Genomic DNA, 24,331 nt, shown 5'->3' on the forward strand with positions numbered 1-24,331 from the left:
AGGATATTAAAAGTAAAGTTTAGGAGGGATTATCATTTCAACGGTTAAAACAATCATCATTTCAGGTTCAACAGGCTACTTTGGTTCGTTGGCTAAACGTTATTTCTCTTCTAAAGGAATGAAAGTATATGAGGCTAACAGGTCTCCAAACGGAACATTGTACTTCAATTTAGACAAACCATACAATTTCTCTTCCACAACATTTAAACCGAAAGTCGATTTATTTATCCATGCAGCTGGAGCCAATGAAAACACTTGTTTAAGCGACCCTTATACTAGCGTCTCACAAAACACAATAGGGACCATTGCAGCTCTCGACTTCTGCGTAGAAAATAATATAGAAACCTTTATATATCTATCTACTTTTCATGTTTTTGGAAACCCTAGTGGGTTAATTGATGAAAAGACCCCACCATCTCCGTTTAATATCTATGGAATTAGCCACCTTCATGCTGAAGACTATGTAACAATGTATACTCGAAAAGGGCTCTTGAAAGGGATCATCTTAAGACCAAGTAATTTGTTTGGGGTTCCAGATGACCTTTCTACATTTAAGAGATGGTCCTTAATTCCATTTTCTTTTTGCAGGGATGCCGTCATTCAAAAAGCAATCAATTTAAAGACTTCTGGCAGTCAAATGAGAAATTTCATTTCGGTTTTCGATGTATGTAAGATCATTGAATTGGTTATCCAACAGCCAAATCAGTACCCAGTCATACATGCAGCAGGAAGTGAAACACTTTCGGTTAAAGACTTTGCCTATACCGTACAAAAGGTTATGAAACATCATTTTAAATTGGATGTGTACGTAAACGTTCCTAAGCATAATAATGGTGACCCTCCCCCTCTTCCTTTTACATTCAAGAGCTTATACCTTAACTCTATTTATCGACCTACAGATACATTAGACGATCATATCATCACATTGTGTACCTACCTTGGAGCTGATTCATATGATAAATAAGCCTTTCATTTCAATATGCATGCCCCTCTATAATGAAATAAACAAGATTGACTCCTCCATACAAAGCATCCTCAATCAAAATTACTCAAACTTCGAACTCCTAATCTCTGATAACCATTCAACTGACGGAACATATGAACGAGTGAAATCTTATCATGATCCTCGAATAACCTTATTTCGGAAAGATAAGAATGTGGGATGGCGCAAAAATTCTAACTACCTTTTAAAGAAGGTAAAAGGGAAGTACATCTTTACCCTTCACGGCGATGACCGCTATATCGATTACGCCTTTTTATATAAGATCGTGAATCTATTTGAAACTAATCCCAAAGTAGGCGTTATTCATATCATTCCCCCTAAAGCTTTTACTATTGTCTTTAAGAAAAAAACCTTGATGAGTGCAAATGAATACTATTCATTTATCGGCAGTTTACGATATATGCCTCCACCTTCACTCACAATATATCGTAGAGACGCAATAAAAGGAACCGGGTTTTATTTGCCAGATGATTGGACTGGTGAGGCCTGCCTTTCCATGAAGATAGCTAATAAAGGGTACAATGCCATGTTCCTTAGCAACCAATACATTGAGAGAGGTACTGGGTTGGACGCTGATCGATTAGAAAGGCTAAGACCAGAAAATCTCTGGGAGAGGTATATTCAGAGGGCTAATTTCTTTCGAGAAAATCGAATGAACAATCGTATTACTACTAAGGACAAAATGCATCTTGTCACTTGGTTAAAAAATCATAAACCATAAGGAGGTTGGAACATGAAGGTGGTCATTCTCGCTGGTGGCTATGGTACCAGATTAAGTGAATTAACAGACCGCTTACCCAAACCGATGGTCAAGATTGGTGAGCTCCCAATTCTCATTCATATTATGAAGATTTATTCTACCTTTGGATTCACCGATTTCATCATTTGTCTTGGTTATAAAGGTGAAATAATAAAAGAATACTTTTCTCATTATTTTTTATACAACTCTGATATAACGTTTGATTATTCTGCTCCCAATAAGTTTACAGTTCATAATACTGATCTAGCAGCATGGACTGTTACGCTCGTAGATACAGGACTAGACACAATGACTGGTGGAAGAATAAAAAGGGTTGAGAAGTATGTTGGTCAAGAAGATTTTTTATTAACGTATGGTGATGGATTAATAGGAGACATCGATATTAACCAGATCGTTAACTTCCATAAAACACACGGGAAAATGGCTACTCTTACCGCCACAAGACCAGGAGGCAGGTTTGGTGTATTATCTATTAATGAAAAAAATTCTGTTACTGAATTTGAAGAAAAGGTAGAAGGATCTAAAGGTTTTGTAAATGGTGGCTTTATGGTTTTGAAACCGTCTGTATTTAAACTTATTGATGGAGATCATTCCACATTTGAAAATGACCCTCTCCAAACCATCGCAAAACAAAGGCAACTTATGGCATATAAACACAATGGCTTTTGGTATCCAATGGACTCCCTTAGAGATCAACAGTACCTCGAGCGGCTATGGGTTTCCGGGACAGCTCCATGGAAAGTCTGGGGAGAGAGTAAATCGAACACTATGGATGGTGATACGTAAATGTTGAATTCATCTTTTTGGAAAGGAAAGAGGGTATTCCTTACAGGACATACTGGCTTTAAAGGATCTTGGCTTTGTTTACTTCTAAACAGACTGGGAGCGATTGTTACCGGTTATGCCCTCGCCCCAACTACTCCCAAAAACCTATTTGAATTAGCGAGCATTAAAACGTTAGTGAAATCCGTTACTGGTGATATTCGAGACTATCCCCACCTCGCTTCAGAAATAAAACAAGCCAACCCTGATATTATTATCCATATGGCTGCACAACCACTAGTCGGATATTCTTATACCGCTCCTCTCTTGACCTATGAAACAAATGTTATGGGGACTGTACATCTATACGAAGCAATAAGACAAAGTGTCTTGGACGGCGCTCCTACAAAAGTCGTTTTAAATGTAACGACTGATAAATGTTATGAAAACAAAGAGTGGTCTTGGGGTTATAGAGAAAATGACCAAATGGGAGGATCAGATCCTTATTCGAATAGTAAGGCATGCTCCGAGCTTATCACTTCTTCTTATCGCTCTTCTTTTTTCCCCTGCCAAAAGGATGTTGTCCTTTCTACAGCCCGCTCCGGAAACGTAATTGGAGGCGGTGATTGGACTCCTCAAAGGCTTGTACCCGATTTGGTGCATGCGATTTCTTCATCTTCTCCTTTAACGATACGGAACACAAATGCCGTAAGACCTTGGCAGCATGTCCTCGATCCATTGTATGGTTACTTATTACTAACCCAATCAATGTATACTCACGAGGGTAAATTCAGCGGTTCTTGGAATTTTGGTCCCTCGCTCACTAGTCATAAGCCAGTCTCATATATAATAGAGACCCTTTGTGAAAAGTGGGAAAAGTCACTAAAGATCACCCATGATGAGACGACTCTATATCATGAAACAAAGACGTTAATGCTTGATTGTACCAAAGCACATAAAGTATTACATTGGGCTCCTAAGTGGGAAATTGACATAGCGCTAGAAAAAGTTGTTCAATGGTTCAAAGCTGTTTCAAAAGGGGCTGACGCAAGATCTGTCACCGAAGAACAAATAATGGATTATTTAAAAGGAAGGGTGCTTAGTGAACCTAATCATTAACGCTACTAAAATACCCGGATGCTACGAAATATCATCCCCAATATATAGTGACCACCGAGGAACCTTAACAAAAACCTTTCATAATCATGTTTTCAATAATCACCAGTTAACCACTAACTTTCGTGAAACCTACTATACTATATCCCATAATAACGTTCTCCGAGGTTTTCATTTCCAAACACCTCCCGCCTCCCACACTAAAATGGTCAGCTGCTCTTATGGCGAGATCATGGATGTTGTCATCGACCTCAGAAAAGGTTCCCCCACATTTGGTCAATATCATGTGTTCACGTTATCCCCAGAACGAGGGAATCAGGCCTACATTCCAGATGGTCTAGCTCATGCATATTACGTTAGTAAAGGACCAGCTATAGTAATTTATCACGTTACCTCAGAACATTCTGCATCCCACGATTCCGGTATACATTGGCAATCCATTAATTTCACATGGCCGACAAACACTCCCATACTCTCCGACAAAGATAAAAACCTTCCACTACTAAGTCAGTTTAAGAGTCCTTTTACATTTTAATTACTGGAAAATATCATCAAGCAAACTTATGTAAACAAAATGGAAGCCACTTAAAAAGTAACCGGACTTTTTCAGTGGCTTCATTTTAACGTTGAGGAAATCTCTTCCCCATTCTCAGATAGTGAATAGTAATAAAAAAATGCCGGTTTGCGGCATCTTATATTTTCACTCCAGTTTTTTCTTTAATAAATGCTTGAATATCTGGTGTGCATACTTTTCCTGGATAAATGTACTTTCTATATTCATTTTGCTTTAAGAATATTTTTTTTCGATAGGCCTGACTTGATATATATTTACCTACAATACGTCTAAGGTGAAGACTATCACGAGCTGACGTGACATCTGGATGAGTTGCAAAATAAGAATGCTCCCTTGATGGCTGATCTTCAAAAAAACACACACTAATCATTTGCTTGTTAAAGAGAATTGCTTCTAAACCTACACAAGAAAATTGGGTTAGTATACAGTCCGAACCACTTATCAGGTCGTACAAATGTGTATTTTCATTCACCACTTTAATGAATTTGAATTTCTTAAGTAATTCTGGAGTAAATGTACTTTGAGGTTGTCGTGGATGTTTTTTCACAAGCAATATAATTTTTTTACTGAATGGAGAAAGGGCACTTATCATCGCTTTCATCACTCTAACATTAACAGTTGCAGGTCTCACCGGTTGCTCTGCATACAAGAGGATAATCTTTCCACGAGGCACCTTCATCTTCTTTACTAACTGTTCTTTATTCATCCACTTTCTTGTGAATATCGTATCAAATCGACCATTACCAAGCTTAATTAACTTCTCTTGAGGAACTCCATATTTACTCATCCGGTCAACTTCTTTTTGTCCGAATACGACATAATAATCCGAGTTCATTGACATCAGTTGATAGTGACTGTTCAAAAAAAGTTGTAAGTTTATCGTAGGGATCTTTCGCTGCTTACACATAAAAAGAATAATATAGTTCATAGGTAATAAAGTAGACTCTTGAACAGCACCTCTAATATTATTTTCCGAAAAGATCTTCTCTAAGCCATCAATAAGTCGGATAACATGTTCCATTTGAGAAAGAAACCAATCTTTAAATTTTTGTTGTTTTAGTACAGGGGGGATACTTTTTTTGGCCAAAACACTATTGACCTTCTCCACTACCCTTTTATATGCTTTTCGGTTCGCAGAAACGAGTAAAGTAGGATTTACATACGGTGGTCTCTCATCATTGCTTTTAATGTATTCGTCGCAGTAAATTCCGTTTCTTTTATCAAATGAAATCTTGTCAACAAAACGACTAAATATGACTTTCGATGGAAGTGCTTTCGTGCTTGAATACTGAACGGAGACAACATTCTCATCATCGAATACCAGATTGTAAAGCTTTCGAGTCTGAACCTCGGAAACCACATTGTCCTTTGTTTCCAAAAGTCCATAGTTAGGTAATGCAAATATTCTATAAAAGTTAAGTGTAAGCACTCTTGCAATTGGAACATCTTTATAAGTGACGTTTTTAAATACTTTAAAAAAATGGTGTGTTAATTCATACGCTTTGAAGGTTTGATGATTCATTCAATTTCCTCCTTCACACTGCCACTACATCTATCCATTGTATTCTTCACTACTACTTTTAGAACATTGATACGTGTTGAAAGCCTTCTATACCGTTCGAACTGTGAATATACTACAATGAACACGGTATTTAATGCTCGATGAAAAGAAGGTGAACATGATGTATGGTAGCAACACCTTAAATAATCAACTTATAATTAGGTATAGCCTAACAAAAGAATTCTTTGATACATTCCAAGTATTAACGCATATGGGTATTCCAATCCCGTATATTTTACACCGCCAATTTCAAGCTAGAGTTAAAAGCTATATTAATAAAAAGCAAACCAACCACCTCTATATCACCATGTTAAATAACAAACACTCTTTCACCACTAGTAAACAAGTTCAAGAATGTTTAAGTAAGTATCAGCCTTCATTAACAAGAGATCTCTCAAGGTATCCTCATAGAAAATGGATCCTAATTCCAGGCAGATACGCCTCCTTTGTAGTAAATTACATGGAGAATACTCCAGTCTTATTCAGTTTGACCACTCTAGAAGATCAAAGAGCTATTGATAAGCAAAATATCCCTGATCATATGAAGATATTCAATTACAACGAAGCTCATCAAAATGAATTAATTAAAGAAAAGCATTATGCTCTTATGTATGAAAAAGCAAAAGAAATCCTCCACTCTTCTTCTGAACACCCTTTATTTAAGAAGAAATACTTCTCTAAATGGTTATTAAGAAATTTAAAACCTGCTATGCAATCCATTCAACTTCTTGACCGTGTTATACGTAAATACCCAGTTAGGGTCATTGCCGAACGTTCCGAAATTGTTGAGCCCGGCCTTACCCTTTCCTTGTTAGGATGCAAGTATGGTTTGCCTTTTGTCTATATTCCGCCACTACTTCTAGGCAACGCGTCCTTTTTACCAAGTAGGGCTACCCATTTTTGTGCTTGGGGCAAAAATCAAAATGACTGGTTTGTTAGTCGAGGTATCGAGAGATCAAGCATTTATAATACAGGTAATCTAAAATTTGAGTACGATTATTCGCCACCTTCTATTACAAAAAAAGAGCTATATAAAACCTATAAAATTCCACAAGAACACGAGATAGTACTTTATACAACTCAGCCGTTCCACTCATCCACAAATTCAATAACTGAAGAATGGTTAATTGACAAACGATTCTCGAACCTGCCATTCACCATATTAATTAAGCGCCACCCTAGTGATCGAATCAATTATTCCTTCATACAAAGTGGCACAAAGAACGTAAAGATTGTGGATCAAGATACACCACTATACAATGTTTTATCACACGCAAGCCTTGTTATGACCGTTTCCTCCAATACTGCAATTGAAGCTGCTTTATTAAACAAAGGAATTCTTGTCCTACAACCAACGATTCCGTATAATTTCAATTTAAATCCTTGTGATTACCACCAACACTTAGTAAAAGCGAGTGCTGGTCCTCCCGTATACAATGCAGATGATTTATATTATTGTCTTTATTCCTTTCATAAGGATCCTGCCTTTCGTCAGAGTTTACTTTCTTACTCAAATACTTTTTTAAAAGACACATTAGAATATACGAAAAGCCCCTCAATAGAGGTGAAAAAAGTATTAAAAAAAGCGCTTATTGATAGTAAATATTAAACCTGAAGAAATGGGGGAACATACACACTAAAGAAACCAGCGGAACTCTTCACTGGTTTCTTTAGTGTATAAAATTTCTCTACGTATTCAAGTAAGACTTTAACAGCCACAGAAATACCTCTTCCAGTTTCCATACCTTTCTCTTTCATCTATCTCTAAGTAGTTAGGTATACCAGCAATAAGGAAAGTTCCTTAATCTTTTTCTTGATTTTGATTATCTCATATACAATACTTCGTGGTGATCATATTATACAAGTAGCACTTTCATAATCATTAAAGGTACCTCTACAATTTATATACGAAGATTTCCTCGTCAAACTCCGGGTCGATCAATCCTGTTTTATCAAAACCGTACTTTTGATAAAAGGACATTGCTTTTGGATTATCCTTAGCCACACTCAACACGATTTCCGCCACATCATAGTGTTTTGCGATAAACTTAACGACAAGGTCTAAAAACGCCCCTCCTAAACCTTTTCCCTGAGCGTTCTTATCGATCATAAAACGATCAAGCCAAATGTATCTTTCTTCCTTATTTTCTGCGCCGATCATTACAAACCCAACAGGCGTTTCTTCTTCGTATAAACCATAGCAATACCAATGATGTTCTTTATCATATACAGACTCCAAAATGGAGATTTCATTTCTTTCGATATACCCGCTCTGGCTCTCTGCTACCTCAAGGCTAATAATCTGACGCCAGTTCGTACTGTCAACTGGAATGATTTTTAATTGATTCAGTGTTTTGGCCTCCTTAATAAACGTCTTTCACCCAATCTTTCACACGCGACTTAAACCCTAAAAACGCTCCACTTTTTCGTAATTATATCAAACGAGTAACACTTCCAGCTTCTTTTCCAATCACCTTTTATCCTTTATTTTACCTGCTTAAGCGTTTTTGATCATTAAAAACACCTTGATCTTGGTGATCAAGGTGCCGCAAGTTATCTCTTTAATTGAAGATGTGTTCTCTTTATAATTCCTTTTCAAATCGATTAAGCAACGCACGCACTTCATCTGTTGATTTCGTGTTCATCAACTGGTTTCTTAGTTCACTAGCCCCACGGAACCCTTTGACATAGATTTTGAAAAAGCGGTGAAGCTTTGTGATGGGGCGTGGAACTTGTTCTGCATAGTGATCCTGAAGATCAAGCTGCAATCTTAAGAGATCAAGGTATTCTTTACTTGTGTGCTCTCTTGGCTCTTTTTCAAAAGCAAAAGGATTTTTAAAGATCCCTCGTCCAATCATCACCCCGTCAATCCCATATTTCTTAGCCAGTTGGAGTCCAACTTCACGATCAGGAATATCACCATTAATGGTTAGTAACGTATTTGGTGCAATTTGATCACGCAATTTTTTTATTTCCGGGATGAGCTCCCAATGAGCGTCTACTGCGCTCATTTCTTCTCTTGTGCGTAAATGAATAGAAAGGTTGGCGATATCTTGTTTTAAGATATGCGTCAACCACGCCTCCCACTCGCTCACTTCAGTAAAGCCGAGTCGTGTTTTTACGCTCACAGGCAGCCCACCGGCTTTTGCTGCTTGAATCAGCTCTGCCGCAACATCCGGGCGACGAATGAGGCCACTTCCTTTTCCACTCGATGCTACGTTAGGTACAGGGCAGCCCATATTAATATCGATTCCCTTAAACCCCATTTCCGCCATTCCGATACTCATTTGACGGAAATACTCAGGTTTATCTCCCCAAATGTGCGCCACCATGGGCTGTTCATCTTCTGTAAAAAGAAGGCGACCGCGCACACTATCCCTTCCTTCAATGTGACAATAGCTATCAGAGTTTGTAAACTCCGTAAAAAACACATCTGGTCGACCTGCTTTACTCACTACGTGACGAAACACGACGTCTGTCACATCTTCCATAGGAGCTAATACAAAAAATGGCTTAGGTAAATTACGCCAAAAATTCTCTTTCATGTCAAACTCAAATCCTCTCTATGAATACAACTTCTATATCGTCTAATAGAATATTTTTTATAAAACACATGTACATAGGGGCTATTATCTGTTTGCGAAAATCAACACTATTTATTTTAACGAAAATTGGTTCTGAATGAAACATAGGAACTCGGTTCTTTTTATTGGAAAGAGTGGAAAGATCCTCATAACCAGCGTTCTAATAATGAAAGAGCCTCATCCGCAAAGGACCAGGCTCTTTCTCTTATGTTAATTCGATATTAGCTACGGACTCCACGTGGCCCGAGTTGATGGCATTGATGTCTTTGATCGATTATTGAATCTTACGTTCGTGGGAACATGTCGAGGGATGCTTTGTTCATCAGGTAGCTTGCACTTTAATGTCTGCCTAATCGGGTATAGGTCAAAGTTTAGGTGCCCTCATACGACTAGTGATTGTCCTTTTGGGAGCTGCTGGTGTTTCTCTTTGAAATATGGGCTTCAATTACAGGAAAACCCCAAGGCTGCATTGGTATCTACCCCCTAATAAAATGCATGGATATCGAATTATGATCAACGTTTGTAAAGGAAATCAATTGTAGCATCATATATATCAGTAATATTTGTGTGGTAAATAAAATGAGAACCGTCAATCATGATATATCTTGCATTCACACTTAATCTGTTTATATGATCCATTTGATACTCTTCTCCGACTTGTCTTATCGTGCCTGTTGGAACAATTTTCAACACCGACACTTCATCTGGAAAATCCATTTCCATCACTTCAATAATATTGTCATTAAATCGGACATTTTGATCAATAATTGTATTATTAAATAAATAATTTATGAATCTACCGTAGTCCTTAATCTCTTGTCTGGTATATCCGTTGCTTTCCTTCAGTAAATTAGGCACAACAAAAGTATTAATGATTCTGTTAAATCCAGTTGCTTGCTGCACCATGCTAAGTTTATAGACAAACTTAGGTACATTCGCTCCTTTAATTGCTGATGATGTTGTATCCAGCATGATTATAGAAGATACTTCATCAGGATATTTTATTGCATAATATTCACTATATATTCCTGAGGCGGAGTGTGGCATTAATATATAGGGTGGAGAAAACCCCGCCAATTCTAAAACTGTTCTGATTTCTTGAGTATAGTTTTCATTTGTTCTCGGTTTGTCTGTCTGATCGCTAAAACCTACACCAAAGTATTCAATACACACAACTGTGAAATCCTTAGAGAGCTCTCTCATTAAGGGACCAAAATCTGCACTTGGTAATGGAACATTCAAACCAGGCAGTAAAACAATTGTTTCTTCTCCCTCTCCCATGGAATAGATGTGCATTTTTTGGCCATTTACATTTACCAGCTCCCCATATGGTTGAATCTGATCCAACTCATTTGAGAAAAATGTTTGATTGATAATAAAACCAATTACGTTCAATATCAAAATGAAACTAATAAAAATAAAAAAAATTGTCAAGCTTTCTTACCTCTTTTCGTCTTGACTTTATTCTTTTTTAATTTCACTTTCTGTTGGAGATGAGATGATTGAAATGTCCCTTGGTTTCCGACCATCTGCTGACTCATAGTCATATTTCAATAATAATTGTTGTAACTCTGATAAAAATTGGTCAAATTCCTGATCATCCATCATCATGACCGTATTATTTAAGAAAACCACATTATTAGCAGGAACATTTTTTTCTTCATTGAAATATTTTTCAAACTTCCCGTAAATGTTCATCAGAAATCTAAATGCTTGCTGCGGTTCATTTTCAGCAGTATTATGTTTAGCTATTTCGTCAACATTCATTGCAAGTATTCTTTCGACGCTTCCACGAATCTTATTCTCGTCAACTACCTTTAAAATTCCTGCATCTATTAGAGTGCTGATATGTCTGTAAAGAGTTGTTCGCGGTACATCCTTGATTCTTACACAAATCTCTGTTGAAGTCATGCATTCATTTTTTGCAATCGTTTTAACAATTCTCATCCTGATTGGATTTAGCATAATATCGTATATACTTTTTGTCATATCGCACCTCCATTGTTCACATATTCTATTTAGTAGTAGACGGCTCCAAATGCATGTTTCAGGGTATCTGATATGTTACCTTGAACAATAAAAATAAGGGTTTCCTGATATGAGTACTCTCGGCAAAATAGCCGAGAGAAAAACTCAATATACTGAAACCCTTTGTTTATAGGTTATTCAGCCCTTCATATTTCTCCACCCTTGACATCAACACCACACACTCCACATGTGTGGAGTGTATGGTGCCATACATGGGATTACAGTAACTCACAAATAGAGTTAATATTTTAAGTACGTGCTCCACTTAGTCTTTATCCATCCACTATGCTTTAATAGTGAAGTTTCCTCCAATTTACCTTCATATGAAAAAACCTTTTGTCAATTTCTCGTTTAAAAAGGTTGAATTCAAATCAAAAGCGTTAACATTACGCATAAACTCTTTTTTTTATAATCGTTCCAACCGGTTGGGTTTTCGACGATCATATTCATAGATCATCAAAATCCATCACTTGATAGTCTTTGTTTTGCCCCTGTTGCTGATAGAGTTCTTCTATTGCTCCTATTTTCATATCTGTTAATTTACGTACTGTTTGTTGGTTCATTATTTGTTGTCCCCTCGATGTAGTTGGCCCCACGGGTAAGCCGTGGTTTTCATGGAATGTTGATATAGAGTAGAAAAAATGAACACTTTCATACTAACAAGTATTGTAATACGGAATGTCCAAACCTCCACCCTCATAGACTGAGGGAGAAGGGAGAAGGGAGGTGGTCTTAATGATTGAATGGAGTGTTGGCATTGCAGCTGTTGCCTTTGTTTTTCTCGTCGTCTTTTTGATTTTGACATTACGAAAATTAATGGCAACGCTGGCTGAAACAAAGGTGACGCTGTCAGACGCCAGGAAATCTGTAAATAGCATTACAGATGAGGCAGAGGAGCTAATACAAGAAGCCAACAAAATTTCAGTTGATGTAAAAGGAAAAATGGAATCGGTTGATCCATTAGTTGAGTCCGTTCGTGATATGGGAGAGATGCTGCACAATGCAACAAGTTCAATGAAACGAACTGCTTTGGAAAAAGAAAACCGAAAAACCATTCATACACAGAAGACAGATGATACACAGGATAAAAAGAAGATCCATCCGGTTCGAATTAAAATGAAGTAAGTGGAAAGATTATATCTGCCCCCACTTAGATAAAGCATTAATGCTATGAGTCCTGGCACTTTTCCACATTTAAAACTAAAAAAGTGTCAGAACCCTCTTAATTTTATAGGGTCTGACACCTTTTGTTGTTCTATTAGAGTTTACACCTTACTCATCAACTCTTGTACCATTACTGCCTCAAGTCTTACACTTTCCTACTTTTTATTTTTTCCCTAACCTGGAGACACATTCACCTTGTTGTGGTGTACCAATAAAATGCCGGTGAAAATGACATCACTTCACCGGCCCTCCCCTATCAACTTTCCTGTTCAAACTCATCAAGAAGCACACGCACTCCATCAGTCGATTTCGTCTTTATGAGCTCATTTCTTAATGCGCTGGCTCCGCGGAAGCCTTTGACGTAAATTTTGAAAAAGCGGTGAAGCTTGGTACCTGCTCTGCATAGTGATCCTGAAGGTCGAGCTGCAGTCTTAGTAGATCGAGGTATTCTTGACTCGCCTGCTCTTTTGACTCTTTTTCAAAAGCGAAAGGATTTTTTCGATTACACCAGTTCGATTTTAGCTACCGCTTCACAGTGTGTCGTCTGCGGAAACATGTCTACAGGCTGAACTTCCTTGGCTTCATATCCATGTTCACTCAAGTATTTCAAATCTCTCGCAAGCGTAGCCGGGTTACACGATACATAAACCACTCGCTTCGGTTTCATGTTGATGATCGCTTCAAGTAACGCTTCATCACAGCCCTTACGCGGGGGATCGACGACAATCACTTCTGGGCGGACGCCTTGCGCGTACCACCAAGGCATGACTTTTTCCGCTTCTCCAACGACAAATTCTGTGTTTGTGAAACCGTTTATTTCCGCGTTTTTCTTCGCATCCGTGATGGCTTCCGGGACGATCTCGACACCTAAAACCTTCTTTGCTTTTTGGGCAAGGAACAGACTGATCGTTCCGATTCCACAGTACGCATCAATGACAGTCTCGTTACCTGACAAATTGGCGTAAGCAAGGGCTTGGTCATAAAGCACTTTTGTTTGAGTTGGGTTTACTTGATAAAACGATCGGGCGGAGATCGCAAAGCGGATATCACCGATCGTATCGTAAATCACTTCTTCGCCCCAGAGTACTTCTGTTTTTTCTCCAAAGATTACGTTCGTTCGTTTTGGGTTGATATTCTGAACAATCGAAGTAACGTTTGGCAGTTCTTCTCGAATGTCTTGGACGAGATTCTTCTTATTAGGAAGCTCTTTGCCTCGAGTAACTAAAACGACCATGAGCTCACCTGAGTTTTTCCCGTGTCGCGTAACGATGTGACGAAGGGTACCACGGTGTTTCTCTTCATCATAGCCGCGGATGCCATACTTTACGGCAAGCTTCTTCACGAGTTGTACGACCTTATCATTCTCTTCGTGCTGAATCACACAGTTGGGCATATCCACAATCTCGTGGCTTCGTTCTGCGTAAAAGCCTGCCACAATATGGCCTCCTCGCTCACCAACAGGAACTTGAGCCTTGTTACGATAACGCCAAGGATCGGCCATTCCAAGAGTAGCGTGGACAGGCACATCAGGTAAACCGCCAATACGAGCGAGGACATCTTTCACGTGCTTTTGCTTGTATTCAAGTTGACCTTCGTATGATAAATGCTGCAATTGACAACCACCACAGCGTTTAAAAATCGGGCATGGGGGCTCTTCGCGGTTTTCGCTTTCATCCGTCAGTTCAACTAGTCTTCCAATGGCAAAGTTTTTCTTTACCTTTACGATCTTTACCTGCCCCTCTTCTCCAGGTAGGGCGCGAGGGACAAAAATGGGATAACCATCAAGCTTGGCTACACCGGCTCCATCGTGGGTAAGGTCCTCAAAACTAAGCTGCATCGTATCATTCTTTTTTACAGGTGTTGCTTGTTTACTCATCTAAGTCGTTCCTTTCCGAACAATCATTTCTGCACCTGATTGTACCACAAACCGCACCTGATCAGGAAACGCCCCATCTACTTGGAATTCACCAGCTCAAAACAAGCGAAAACAAAAGGTCAGACATTAAAATGACACGTTCAAGGGACAGACCCCAGCAAAAGTGCATAAAAAAGAGGTCAGACCGCTTGAACGCATGTTCAAGGGTCTGACCCCCAGGGTCCCCAGTTTGATGTTACGCTGTGGCAACATGGTTTTGGTTCGGTTTTTGAGTCATCAGTGTAACGACAATGAGGACGATGATCGCTACTGGGACTGCAATCACAGCCGCATTTAGCTCAAATGGTTGTGATAATACGATCTCCCAAACCAATGTTGTTGAAACACCCGCTATCATAGAGGAGATTCCTCCGGCTGCGTTCACTTTTTTCCAGAAGAATACAGCCAAGACTGCTGGTGTAACACCAGCACCATATACCGTGTAGGCATACATTTGCACACTTAGTACCGTTGGGAAGTAATTTATGATCACAAAGGACAAAGCCCCTAAAACCACAATGGAGATTCTCGTGACCCAGAGTTGCTTCTTGTCACTAGCATCTTTATTAATGTAATTTCGATAGATATCATACGTTAGGTTCGTTGCAGCCGATAGTAAAAATGAGTTCCCCGTTGTGATAATAAAGGATGCAGCTGCTGCGAGTAACAATCCACTCACGGCTATTGGCATCACCAATGTAGTAGCCATAAGCGCCATTCCCGGATCAATATCCGGAAAAATAGAACGGGAAGCAAACGCAATAAACGCTATTGATGGTGAAATCACAAGCATCGCTACAAACCATCCAATTTGACCACGCTTTGCTGAAAGGTCACCTTTCGAAGACGCCAATCGTTGATACATGTTTTGGTCACCTAATAGTAAGAACAAAGAAGGAAGTAAATATCCTATCAAGTGAACCATAGTCAGACCACCTGTTGCAGTCATGTGGGATTCAGGGACATTTGCAACAATCTGGTCCCATCCCCCTGCAACAACCAATATGGTCGGAACAGCGATCACAAGTCCCCCTACCATGATAAACCCGCTAATCGCGTCCGTTTGAGAAACAGACCTTAAGCCACCGATCATAGCGAGGAATATGATCATAACTGCGCCAATAATCGTTCCTGTCTCAACAGCCATTCCCGTTGTGAGATTAAGTATAAATCCAAGACCTTGCATCTGGTAAGACACAATGCCTACATAAGCTAAAATAATAATCACACTAGCTAAGTTCCGCGACGTGGTTCCGTATTTTGATTCCAAAATTCCGGCAACAGTAAACTTGCCGTATTCACGAATTTTAGGTGCAATTACAAATAAAACAATAATTCCGATTAACGTTGGTAGCATTAATAGGAGTGCCGGGTAAATTCCGTAGCTAAATGCCATGGATGTCTCTCCCCCAGAAATACTTCCGCTACCTGTCCATGTAGCAAGAAGTGTGCCCATCAATACGAAGGGGCCTAAACTCTTACCCGCTAATACAAAATCTTCACTTCCCGAAACCTTCTTGGACATGAAAATCCCGATCCCAATCATAACAATGGCATAAGTACCAATAAACCATAATAATGTCGGATCATGTTGTAATTCCATTACAAAAATCAGCTCCTGATGAATTCGTCGTTATGGCGAACACTCTTCGGCACAACATGTTTTACCCTAGCACACTTTCCAGAAGTTGAAAAACCACTAAAACCCTTGGCATAAAAGGATTTTCAATGTCACTATATCTACGTGTAAATGTTTTACACGACTCCTTATGCTACTCTGGACAACGCTTTCAAGAGTTAACTTTTTTTTCAAAAGAATGAGAAATATAGCTATATCCACGATCATTCCAACACATCAAAACACAACTTTAGAACTATATAAATATAATATTTTTTGCTGGTTTCAGTTAACAAGCAACGTTTTTCCCCAACAAAAAAACGTCAAAGAGAAACAACGTTCTCCTTGACGATTCCTGTAACGACTTTATTCTTTTGTTTCTTATTCCTCTGTATCCAGTTCTTCTCCTTCTTCTTCCCACTCCAAGTTGTATTCTTCAACGTAATCTTCTACCATATCCGAGAGATTCAATTCTTCTCGCTGTGCTTCTGTGATCAACCCTTGAAACGCAAGCTCTTCTTCGGCTCCAAATGTACCGGATTCTTCTGCTGCTATCGCTTCATAGAACCCTTCCAAGAAATCATCGACCGCGATTAAATAACTTATAAACTGGTCTTGAAGATCTTGTACCGGTTCCGAATCGTATTCTCTTCCTTCAAAAGATTCTCGAATGGAACGAATTTCATCACGGGCCGATTCCATTAGGTTCGTCCCTTCATCCACTTCACCGTAATCCATTCGAATTAATCCTTCGTCAAATCGGTTCAACTGTACATCTACTTCTTCCCACGCCGGATGCATCTCTTCATTGTAATAATCCACTATTGCATCCTCATCCCCACATGCAGAAACCAAAGTTGTCACCATTACCATGAATAAAGCTAACATCCATTTGCTTCTTATTTTCGTCATCTTGTTCCTCTCCTCAGCGTCTAGTAATATTTACTTTTCCTTCTTTACCCCGAAAGGACATAAATAATTCCTTTTTTTGTCTATTTTTTCGACAAATCGATTCACCCTTAATTTTTACGTCAATCATTGGTATGATAGGAAGGTCGATTTATTTGAAGAGGTGACTAAAAGGAATGACAAAAGTAAAACGTAATGACCCGTGTCCGTGCGGCAGCGGGAAGAAATACAAGAAATGCTGTATGAACAAACAGCAAGCCGTTACAACAGCTTCCGTGAAGGACGAAAAGGACTTTCAGCAATTTTTACCGAAAGTCGTAGAGTTCAGCGCACCATACGAGGAACAACTACAACAAAGCATTTGGAAAGATGTAAAAGAACTACATATGCTTGAGAAAGCGGACCAACAAGCATTTGTCCAGAGCATGTCACTTTGGAGCTTGTTCAATGCTAAAGTCGTAGACGGAAAAACCATTGTAGAGAAGTATATTGATGAACATGGACAGTCGTACTCCAACTCATTTCAACAATTCTTAACGCAATGGAAACAGATTCGTCCCGCAATCTATCGCATTGAGCAGGCGGACTCAAAGCATTTAACCATTGAAGAGTGGTTCGATCATACGCGAATTCCTCTTGAGATTACTGATACCACAAAACAACTTTCACAAAATGATATGATTATCGGTTACTTGTACCCAACGTTGGCCGGTTATGCATTGGGAAGTGACATCATGATCATTCCAGAAAGCTTTGTAAAGACATTTGCATACGAATGGGAAAAATTCTACGGATTTTTTGCCAAGAAGGAAGAGTCAGCGCGAGACCTTCTTACACGAGAGTATCCATCAGCGTTGCAGATCCTTTCAGGTATCCTGACCGAGATGGCGGTTAACATTGACGACGACGCTTTATCGGATAAAGCGCAAGAGGCTTTCGAGATTCTTGTAAACAACATCTCGTTACGAGACTTTGCTTACACAAATGTGATCCACGCTCGCCTACTCTGGACGGAATTTGTTGAGCAAAAATCACCTCGCATTACAAAGCCTGAAGTGTTTGCGGCTGCTCTTGAGTATTGGATGCATCAGTTGGGTGAACCGAATAAAAAAGTAAGTCAGAAGAGTATCGCTGAAAAGTACGGTGTATCTCCATCCACAATTTCAAGCAAATACAAACAATTTGACCTTTAAAGTTAAAGTAAATGACCAAGCATTCACAGGAGCCTTTTATTGAAAAGGGCTTCTTTTTTTAGGCCAATGGACAGCCAAAACAACCTTAGGCACATTAACTAACAGTATGAGACTCACATAATGGAGGTTTAAAAATGAGCTGTATCAATTGTAAAGGGAGCGGCTTCCTTTGGTGCAATGGTAAAAGAAGAGAATGTGTATGTGTGAATGTAGAATCAGCAACGATAACGAATGTTGGGCCTAATTTAAGTAATCAATTCAATGCACTAAACGTATCTGAAAGAACACCGATTGTGGAGCTTTTTTCTGTTTATGGAATAAATGAGATAAGAGATTTAGTGTTGGGAGATGTCACAAATGATGGGACGGAGTATCTTGTCTCTACCGCTCTAGCTAGTCCTTCTTTCTTGCAAAGTGTGGAACGAGGACGATATATTCCCGGCTACGCTGCTGAAGGGGGAATCGGAGTACGAACGGATTCCGTACCAGAAGGCAACCAAGTCATGCGCTGGGGTGTATTTGACGAAAGTAATGGCTTCTTTTTTGGGCGAAATGCCACGGGGATATTTATTGCCGTGAGAAGAGAAGGCGCTACAGACCTCCTTGTCCAGCAACCAAACTGGAATATTGACCCCTTGGATGGCACAGGACCGAGCGGGTACGTATTAGAGTTAGATAGAGGAAACATCTTTCAGATTGTATTTACATGGTATGGATACGGAGTAATTAATTTTAACGTGGTCATTCAAGACGCTGACACCCTCGCCCAAGAAGTGGTAACTGTGCACCGATTCAGACCTGAAATGGAGACGAGTACAACAGATCCAAACTTACCATTACGTGCAGAAGCAGACGATAACGGTACGGATGCAACTCCTCTTGAACTTTTTGTAGGTGGACGACAATACAGTATCATTGGAAAGTATAATCCAACGTTCCGAATTACTTCAGAGATACGCTCTATTACGATTGGGGCATTAGGTGTACCAACAACTTTTATTAGCTTTAGAAGAAAACCTATCTTTCCAGCCGGCTCAGCTAGGCCTAACTCAGTTACCGTGCAATTGGAAGGGCTTGATATCGGAGCTACCAACGCTGTAACATATGAAATTAGGGTAGGTGGAACCCCAACAGGAACATATGGAAATATAGCCAACATCCCCCCCAATGAAACGGCATTAGAAGTAAGTACCGATATTAGTAATTTAACTGGTGGGATTGCGATTTATAAAGGAGTCGCACCTGGTGGTGGTGTTAACCGCGCATTAGCAACGGAGTCTCAGCTTGATTTAAACTTGATTGATTTGGAACCCATTACCCTCATTATTACGTCTCTTGCTAATAACAACCCGACTACCGTTAGTTTTCGAATGCGTGAAGAATGGTAATTTAAAACGGACATTTAGGTGATGCCAGCTCTACTTTAAATTCCTTTCGTGGTTTACGAAGAACACCGTGGAAGCTGATTACACGCCCCCCTTTTACAATCACTCGTTGACACAAGGTCACTTCCCCAACAACGGTGAGACAGTGGCCTTTTTTCTTTATATAGAGTTCAACGTCTAGTAATTCTACATCACATGTAATATTTGTATTGTCAGGTGCACACAAATAAAAGGTTTCGAGGAGATGAAATGGAATGTTTATTGGCTTTATACCATGATACTTAGGAGAGAGTCGTAAACACCCTTCATTAAAAAAACGGATTCTATTCAGTTCAATTCGATGGCCCGTTTGAATCATAATCTCTTGACTTTTTCTTTCAATAGTTACCTCTTCGCATGTAACATGAACGTCAATGTCATACTCATCTTTTGATATAAATCCATCTTCCCACTTGCTCTCACGTAGACTGGCACAATCATAAACAATCAAACCAAATTCTCCTTCACACTTCACCTGGTCTTCTCCTAGTGTTCCTTCTAGTTCAATTGAACGAAGGTCGTGAAAAGTACCGTGATACTCTCCTCCATTAGTAAGTTCTTTTACTGTTTTTCCATTTACAATTACCTTTAGCGTGGTACACCCTTTTTTGGATTTAATATTAAAAGACCCGCTAATATTACTTGAGGTGGTCGATTCCCATAATAAACATTTTGGGTTGCTAAGGGTGATTAGAAAATGAGAGCAGAGTTTTTCGTGCAACAAGCTGTCGTTCTTCAAACTGATCGTAGCGTCTATCGGGATGGTTACTACCTTTTGTAACCAATCATAAACAACATCCACTTCAAAACATCCATTTTCCAACCTGTTCATTAACCCACCTCCCTTTAGTAACAATATGCCTTATTGAGTCGTCCTTATGTTAAAAAACGGACTAGACTATGATTTTAGAGGTAATTGGGCTACCTGAGGTTAACTCAGACACTACGTCAGCAGTACATAGCGTATTCAAAAGATGAGAAAGCCGGTCTACATCTCATGAGACCGGTTTTCGTTTTCCGTACGACTGGGCTCCAACCATTCACCGTATTTCTTTATCCACCCTCGATACAAATGAGGACGAGCTTCCTTCACAGCACGAGGCAAACTGACGGAAGAAAAGCCGAGAAGTAATACGCACCCTGATGCACGATACATCCATTCACTTTCCGGTAAAATAAGCATCATCACAGTGCTTATCGTAAGAGTGACTACCCCAACAAGGACCCCTTTCCATGTTAACCGCCACTTAAACATTTCCTTTCTGTTCCACACACCTTCCACACTCCTTCCACAATCTTCTAATAGTGTGCTTCCTTTCACTTTTTTTATGAAAAATCAAATAATTATTTGATTATTTTGAACAAAAAGAAAATAATAGAAGGGAGGGGTTTGAAAGCGCTTCATTTAAATTAAAGAAAGAGAGGGGTTAAAACATGAGTGCTATTATTTTAGCCGTGGTCGGAATGGTCGTTTTCTTTCTCGGGTACAAGTATTATTCTAAATTTGTAGCTGAACGCATTTACCGACTCGATCCGGATTACGTCACACCTGCACACAAGTACAAAGATGGTGTCGACTTTGTTCCAACGAACAAATGGGTTCTTTGGGGTCATCACTTTACCTCTGTTGCAGGGGCCGCACCAATCGTTGGACCCGCGATCGCTATTTACTGGGGGTGGCTCCCGGCCTTCTTATGGGTTGTATTAGGTACGGTCTTCGCCGCCGGAGTTCATGATTTCGGAGCTCTTGTTCTGTCTGTTCGTAACAAAGGTCAGTCCGTTGGAACTCTTGCCAACAAAATCATTGGACAACGGGCAAAGGTTCTGTTCTTATTTATCATTTTAATTCTCGTATTAATGGTAAACGCCGTGTTCGCCTGGGTTATTTCAAATTTATTCATCAACTTCCCGTCGGCGGTATTGTCTGTGTTTATTCAAATTCCGCTAGCCATTTGGATTGGGTACTTGGTATACAAACGAAGCGGAAACATGCTCTTTCCGTCCATTGCAGCATTGCTCACCATGTACATAACCGCCATTGTTGCTGCAAGAGTTCCCGCTCTTCAAATTGATTTACCTAGATACTTCGGTGGAGCCGAAAATACGGTCATCTTCGGCCTAGACGGCATCTCCATGTCGTTCTTTGTCTGGATTATCGTGTTAATGATTTACGTGTATATCGCATCTACATTACCGGTTTGGAAGCTTCTCCAACCTCGTGACTACATCAACTCCCATCAATTGATGGTCGGCCTTGGAATCTTGTATTTAGGGCTTTTATTCTCAAACCCTGAAGTGACAGCTCCGATGATGAATACAGAAGCAACCACCCCATGGTTCCCACTTCTCTTTATTACAATTGCGTGTGGAGCCATATCTGGATTTCACGGTCTCGTCGCTTCCGGTACATCCAGTAAGCAATTGAACAAAGAAACGGATGCTCGTTTTGTCGGTTATTTCGGTGCCGTTGGGGAAGGACTTCTGGCACTCATCGCGATCATTGCAGTCGCCACATTCTTTGCAAACCCAGGCGCCTTTACCGCAGCTTACGACAGTTTTGGAACTGCAGGTAACATCGGTCTAACTACCTTCATTCAAGGTGCCGGTCAGTTGGCCACCGGAATCTTCATTCCGGCTGATATTGCAGCAACCATCGTAGCTGTTATTGTCGTCAGTTTCGCCGCAACAACTCTTGATACATCTGTCCGGTTGATGCGTTACATCATTTCAGAGCTTGGTAACGAGTACAAAATTAAGTCACTTACGAAAATGCATGTGGCTACTACAGTTGCAGTTGTCGCTTCTGCCGCTCTTGTTCTTTTGCCAAGAGGACCTCAAGGATTCGGGTCCGGTGGTTATCTGTTATGGCCCCTGTTCGGTACATCCAATCAGCTTCTAGCCGGGATCACCTTACTACTAATTACCCTTTGGCTTAAGCGTCAAGGACGTAACTACTTAGTCACGTTGATACCAATGGTCTTCCTCATGATCATGACCCTTTGGGCAATGGGACAACAGGTGTTCTTCCAATGGTCAGGTTTAGGTGATGCGGAAATGAATCTACTATTGTTTATGCTAGGGTCTGTCATTTTCGTTTTCGCCATTTGGATTATGCTTGAAGCTGTTAGTGCCCTTCGTAAAAACAACACGAATATACCAAAAGATCGCGATCAGTCTATGTAAACGTTGGAGCCGGCTGTGTTCTAGCCGGCTTCTTTTTATCACTGAAGGTACTGGAAAAAGGGCGATCTTTCCCTTTTTTAATACCTTCCTCACTAAGGAGGGGTTTTTGTTGGACTTTAAGAAGGTTCTTGAACTTTATGATGCCATGCTTAGGCAAGGCCATCGAACGGAAATTGCTCGGGAACTCAGGGACGAAGACGATTTGTTTATGATTCTTTGTTACTCCGATATGCTCGGTATTCCAAATCCAGCATTTTACTACACACTGGAGCTTTATCCCCACATGCTTGAGCGGTTCCATGAATGGCACCTCCGTATGGGGATGGACAAGTCTCCGATTAATGGGTTTCGTTGCTGTTAACCCTGATTGTTTAAACGAAAGGAGCACGACACAGTGATAACAAACAAACGAATTCTATTCGTTGGTGGTAAAGGCGGCGTCGGCAAATCGACCACCTCTTCCGCCCTCGCCCTAGCCGCAAGTAAAACAGGCAAGCGAGTACTATTAATCTCAACCGACCCTGCCCACAATCTAAGCGATCTCTTTCATACAAAACTCGGTGATCAAGCAAAAGAAGTTTCACCAAACCTTTTTGTTATGGAAATTGACCCCGAAAAAGAAAGTGAACGGTACATAGAGCAAGTAAAGAGCAATATTTCAGGTCACGTGAAAGCGACCATGATTGAAGAAGTACACCGGCAAATGGATATGGCAAAAACAAGTCCCGGGGCTGATGAAGCAGCCTTGTTTGACCGGATGACATCCATCATGTTGGACGAAGGGGACCACTACGACCAGATTATTTTTGATACGGCACCGACCGGTCATACGCTCCGCCTCATGAATCTTCCCGAGATTATGGGGGTTTGGATGGATGGGATGCTTGAGCGACGACGAAAAACGAATGAACATTACACACAACTGTTAAATGACGGTGAACCGGTAGAGGATCCGATCTTTGACACCCTGCAAGCGAGACGCGAAAAATTTGCCCAAGTACGGACCATGTTACTCGATAAGAAACAAGCAGGCTTTCTGTTTGTCATGAACCCGGAGCGTCTCCCGATCGCAGAAGCCATTCGCGGTGTAAAAACACTTCAGAGCCATTCCATTCCAGTAGAAGGGATTGTCGTAAACAAGGTCATTCCCGATCACGTGGACGGTAGGTTCTTTGAAAAACGAAAAGCGCAGCAAGTGAAGTATCTGGAAGAGATTGATTGCGCTTTTGAAGGAATCACGCAAATTCGTCTCCGTTTATTGGAGGAGGATATCGCCACCCGGGACCACCTCGATCTTGTGGCCGGAATCTTGGAAACAGCAGCAGTATGATCGCCCCCTTCTCTCTTTAGGAGAGGGTTTTTATATTGAATCCTCGTCGATTTATGATGACTATTTTTGTTTTATAATGAATCCTAAATTACTTATAATGAATTTTTTCTTTTTATAATGAATCCTTTACCATTTATAATGAATCTTCCCCCCTTTTTAATGAATCATCTCCTCTTTACCAAGATTCTTCCCTCCTCACTCCAAATA

General features: G+C 40.1%; 22 protein-coding genes and 1 pseudogene. 12 read left to right on the forward strand and 11 right to left on the reverse strand.

Annotated features, from left to right (window positions below):
- Positions 1-58 precede the first annotated feature (58 nt).
- Genes G476_RS22360 through G476_RS24185 form a run of 5 tightly spaced genes read left to right on the forward strand, consistent with a single transcriptional unit; the run spans position 59 to position 4,176 of the window.
- Complete coding sequence (locus G476_RS22360; protein WP_281170472.1) at positions 59-964, forward strand: NAD-dependent epimerase/dehydratase family protein; 906 nt, start codon at positions 59-61, stop codon at positions 962-964.
- Entirely contained in the window at positions 954-1,724 is a 771-nt protein-coding gene (locus G476_RS23005; RefSeq protein WP_026691190.1) for a glycosyltransferase family 2 protein, read from the forward strand. Before G476_RS22360 ends, G476_RS23005 begins: the two co-directional genes overlap by 11 nt.
- Before the next feature lie 12 nt (positions 1,725-1,736).
- Positions 1,737-2,549 carry a glucose-1-phosphate cytidylyltransferase gene (gene rfbF / locus G476_RS0117245; protein ID WP_026691191.1) on the forward strand — a complete coding sequence of 271 codons (813 nt, stop codon included), beginning with the start codon at positions 1,737-1,739 and terminating at the stop codon, positions 2,547-2,549.
- Positions 2,550-3,644 (forward strand): CDP-glucose 4,6-dehydratase, encoded by a 1,095-nt coding sequence (gene rfbG / locus G476_RS0117250; protein WP_026691192.1) that lies wholly within the window; start codon positions 2,550-2,552, stop codon positions 3,642-3,644.
- Positions 3,628-4,176, forward strand: a complete 549-nt coding sequence (locus G476_RS24185; protein ID WP_026691193.1) for a dTDP-4-dehydrorhamnose 3,5-epimerase family protein — start codon at positions 3,628-3,630, stop codon at positions 4,174-4,176. Before rfbG ends, G476_RS24185 begins: the two co-directional genes overlap by 17 nt.
- Before the next feature lie 157 nt (positions 4,177-4,333).
- On the opposite strand, the gene G476_RS0117260 is transcribed toward G476_RS24185, so the two are convergent.
- On the reverse strand, positions 4,334-5,737 hold the full coding sequence (locus G476_RS0117260) for a CDP-glycerol glycerophosphotransferase family protein (protein ID WP_026691194.1): 1,404 nt from the start codon (positions 5,735-5,737) through the stop codon (positions 4,334-4,336).
- 157 nt (positions 5,738-5,894) lie between these two features.
- Here G476_RS0117260 and G476_RS0117265 point away from each other — a divergent pair, with 157 nt between their 5' ends.
- The gene (locus tag G476_RS0117265; RefSeq protein WP_156906622.1) at positions 5,895-7,385 is read left to right on the forward strand and encodes a hypothetical protein; all 1,491 of its coding nucleotides are present in this window, start codon (positions 5,895-5,897) and stop codon (positions 7,383-7,385) included.
- A gap of 285 nt (positions 7,386-7,670) precedes the next feature.
- Here the strand turns inward: G476_RS0117265 and G476_RS0117275 are convergent, their stop codons facing one another.
- The 4 genes from G476_RS0117275 to G476_RS0117290 form a co-directional block, all read right to left on the reverse strand.
- On the reverse strand, positions 7,671-8,144 hold the full coding sequence (locus G476_RS0117275; RefSeq protein ID WP_084405821.1) for a GNAT family N-acetyltransferase: 474 nt from the start codon (positions 8,142-8,144) through the stop codon (positions 7,671-7,673).
- Positions 8,145-8,358: 214 nt separating this feature from the next.
- Complete coding sequence (locus G476_RS0117280) at positions 8,359-9,321, reverse strand: tRNA dihydrouridine synthase (RefSeq protein WP_026691197.1); 963 nt, start codon at positions 9,319-9,321, stop codon at positions 8,359-8,361.
- A 552-nt stretch (positions 9,322-9,873) separates the two neighbouring features.
- Positions 9,874-10,794: an alpha/beta fold hydrolase gene (locus G476_RS0117285; protein WP_026691198.1), complete on the reverse strand. Its 921-nt coding sequence runs from the start codon at positions 10,792-10,794 to the stop codon at positions 9,874-9,876.
- 27 nt (positions 10,795-10,821) lie between these two features.
- Positions 10,822-11,349 carry a helix-turn-helix domain-containing protein gene (locus G476_RS0117290; protein ID WP_026691199.1) on the reverse strand — a complete coding sequence of 176 codons (528 nt, stop codon included), beginning with the start codon at positions 11,347-11,349 and terminating at the stop codon, positions 10,822-10,824.
- Between the two features lie 774 nt (positions 11,350-12,123).
- Here G476_RS0117290 and G476_RS22370 point away from each other — a divergent pair.
- Positions 12,124-12,513 carry a DUF948 domain-containing protein gene (locus G476_RS22370; protein ID WP_051314901.1) on the forward strand — a complete coding sequence of 130 codons (390 nt, stop codon included), beginning with the start codon at positions 12,124-12,126 and terminating at the stop codon, positions 12,511-12,513.
- A gap of 295 nt (positions 12,514-12,808) precedes the next feature.
- Here the strand turns inward: G476_RS22370 and G476_RS23365 are convergent.
- The 4 genes and pseudogenes from G476_RS23365 to G476_RS0117315 form a co-directional block, all read right to left on the reverse strand.
- Positions 12,809-13,050, reverse strand: a pseudogene (locus G476_RS23365) (tRNA-dihydrouridine synthase); the annotation flags it as partial.
- Positions 13,051-13,054: 4 nt separating this feature from the next.
- The gene (rlmD, locus tag G476_RS0117305; RefSeq protein WP_026691200.1) at positions 13,055-14,428 is read right to left on the reverse strand and encodes a 23S rRNA (uracil(1939)-C(5))-methyltransferase RlmD; all 1,374 of its coding nucleotides are present in this window, start codon (positions 14,426-14,428) and stop codon (positions 13,055-13,057) included.
- A gap of 235 nt (positions 14,429-14,663) precedes the next feature.
- A complete protein-coding gene (locus G476_RS0117310; protein ID WP_026691201.1) occupies positions 14,664-16,070 on the reverse strand; it encodes a sodium:solute symporter family protein in 1,407 nt (468 codons plus the stop codon).
- A 396-nt stretch (positions 16,071-16,466) separates the two neighbouring features.
- The gene (locus G476_RS0117315; RefSeq protein ID WP_026691202.1) at positions 16,467-16,997 is read right to left on the reverse strand and encodes a hypothetical protein; all 531 of its coding nucleotides are present in this window, start codon (positions 16,995-16,997) and stop codon (positions 16,467-16,469) included.
- Positions 16,998-17,170: 173 nt separating this feature from the next.
- On the opposite strand from G476_RS0117315, the gene G476_RS0117320 reads away from it, so the two are divergent.
- A complete protein-coding gene (locus G476_RS0117320; RefSeq protein WP_026691203.1) occupies positions 17,171-18,187 on the forward strand; it encodes a YecA family protein in 1,017 nt (338 codons plus the stop codon).
- A gap of 134 nt (positions 18,188-18,321) precedes the next feature.
- Positions 18,322-19,575 carry a hypothetical protein gene (locus tag G476_RS0117325; RefSeq protein ID WP_026691204.1) on the forward strand — a complete coding sequence of 418 codons (1,254 nt, stop codon included), beginning with the start codon at positions 18,322-18,324 and terminating at the stop codon, positions 19,573-19,575.
- A 1-nt stretch (position 19,576) separates the two neighbouring features.
- On the opposite strand, the gene G476_RS0117330 is transcribed toward G476_RS0117325, so the two are convergent.
- The gene (locus G476_RS0117330; protein WP_026691205.1) at positions 19,577-20,443 is read right to left on the reverse strand and encodes an S-Ena type endospore appendage; all 867 of its coding nucleotides are present in this window, start codon (positions 20,441-20,443) and stop codon (positions 19,577-19,579) included.
- A 156-nt stretch (positions 20,444-20,599) separates the two neighbouring features.
- On the reverse strand, positions 20,600-20,884 hold the full coding sequence (locus G476_RS0117335; RefSeq protein WP_026691206.1) for a hypothetical protein: 285 nt from the start codon (positions 20,882-20,884) through the stop codon (positions 20,600-20,602).
- Positions 20,885-21,045: 161 nt separating this feature from the next.
- Here G476_RS0117335 and G476_RS0117340 point away from each other — a divergent pair, with 161 nt between their 5' ends.
- The 3 genes from G476_RS0117340 to G476_RS0117350 all read left to right on the forward strand — a co-directional run bounded on the left by G476_RS0117340 (position 21,046) and on the right by G476_RS0117350 (position 24,124).
- Complete coding sequence (locus tag G476_RS0117340) at positions 21,046-22,794, forward strand: carbon starvation CstA family protein (RefSeq protein WP_026691207.1); 1,749 nt, start codon at positions 21,046-21,048, stop codon at positions 22,792-22,794.
- Positions 22,795-22,900: 106 nt separating this feature from the next.
- Complete coding sequence (locus tag G476_RS23370) at positions 22,901-23,155, forward strand: cory-CC-star protein (RefSeq protein ID WP_084405822.1); 255 nt, start codon at positions 22,901-22,903, stop codon at positions 23,153-23,155.
- Between the two features lie 33 nt (positions 23,156-23,188).
- On the forward strand, positions 23,189-24,124 hold the full coding sequence (locus G476_RS0117350) for an ArsA family ATPase (protein WP_026691209.1): 936 nt from the start codon (positions 23,189-23,191) through the stop codon (positions 24,122-24,124).
- The last annotated feature ends 207 nt before the right edge of the window (positions 24,125-24,331 follow it).

It is taken from the genome of Alteribacter aurantiacus DSM 18675 (assembly GCF_000429705.1).
In the GTDB taxonomy this organism is placed as follows: Bacteria; Bacillota; Bacilli; order Bacillales; family Salisediminibacteriaceae; genus Alteribacter; species Alteribacter aurantiacus.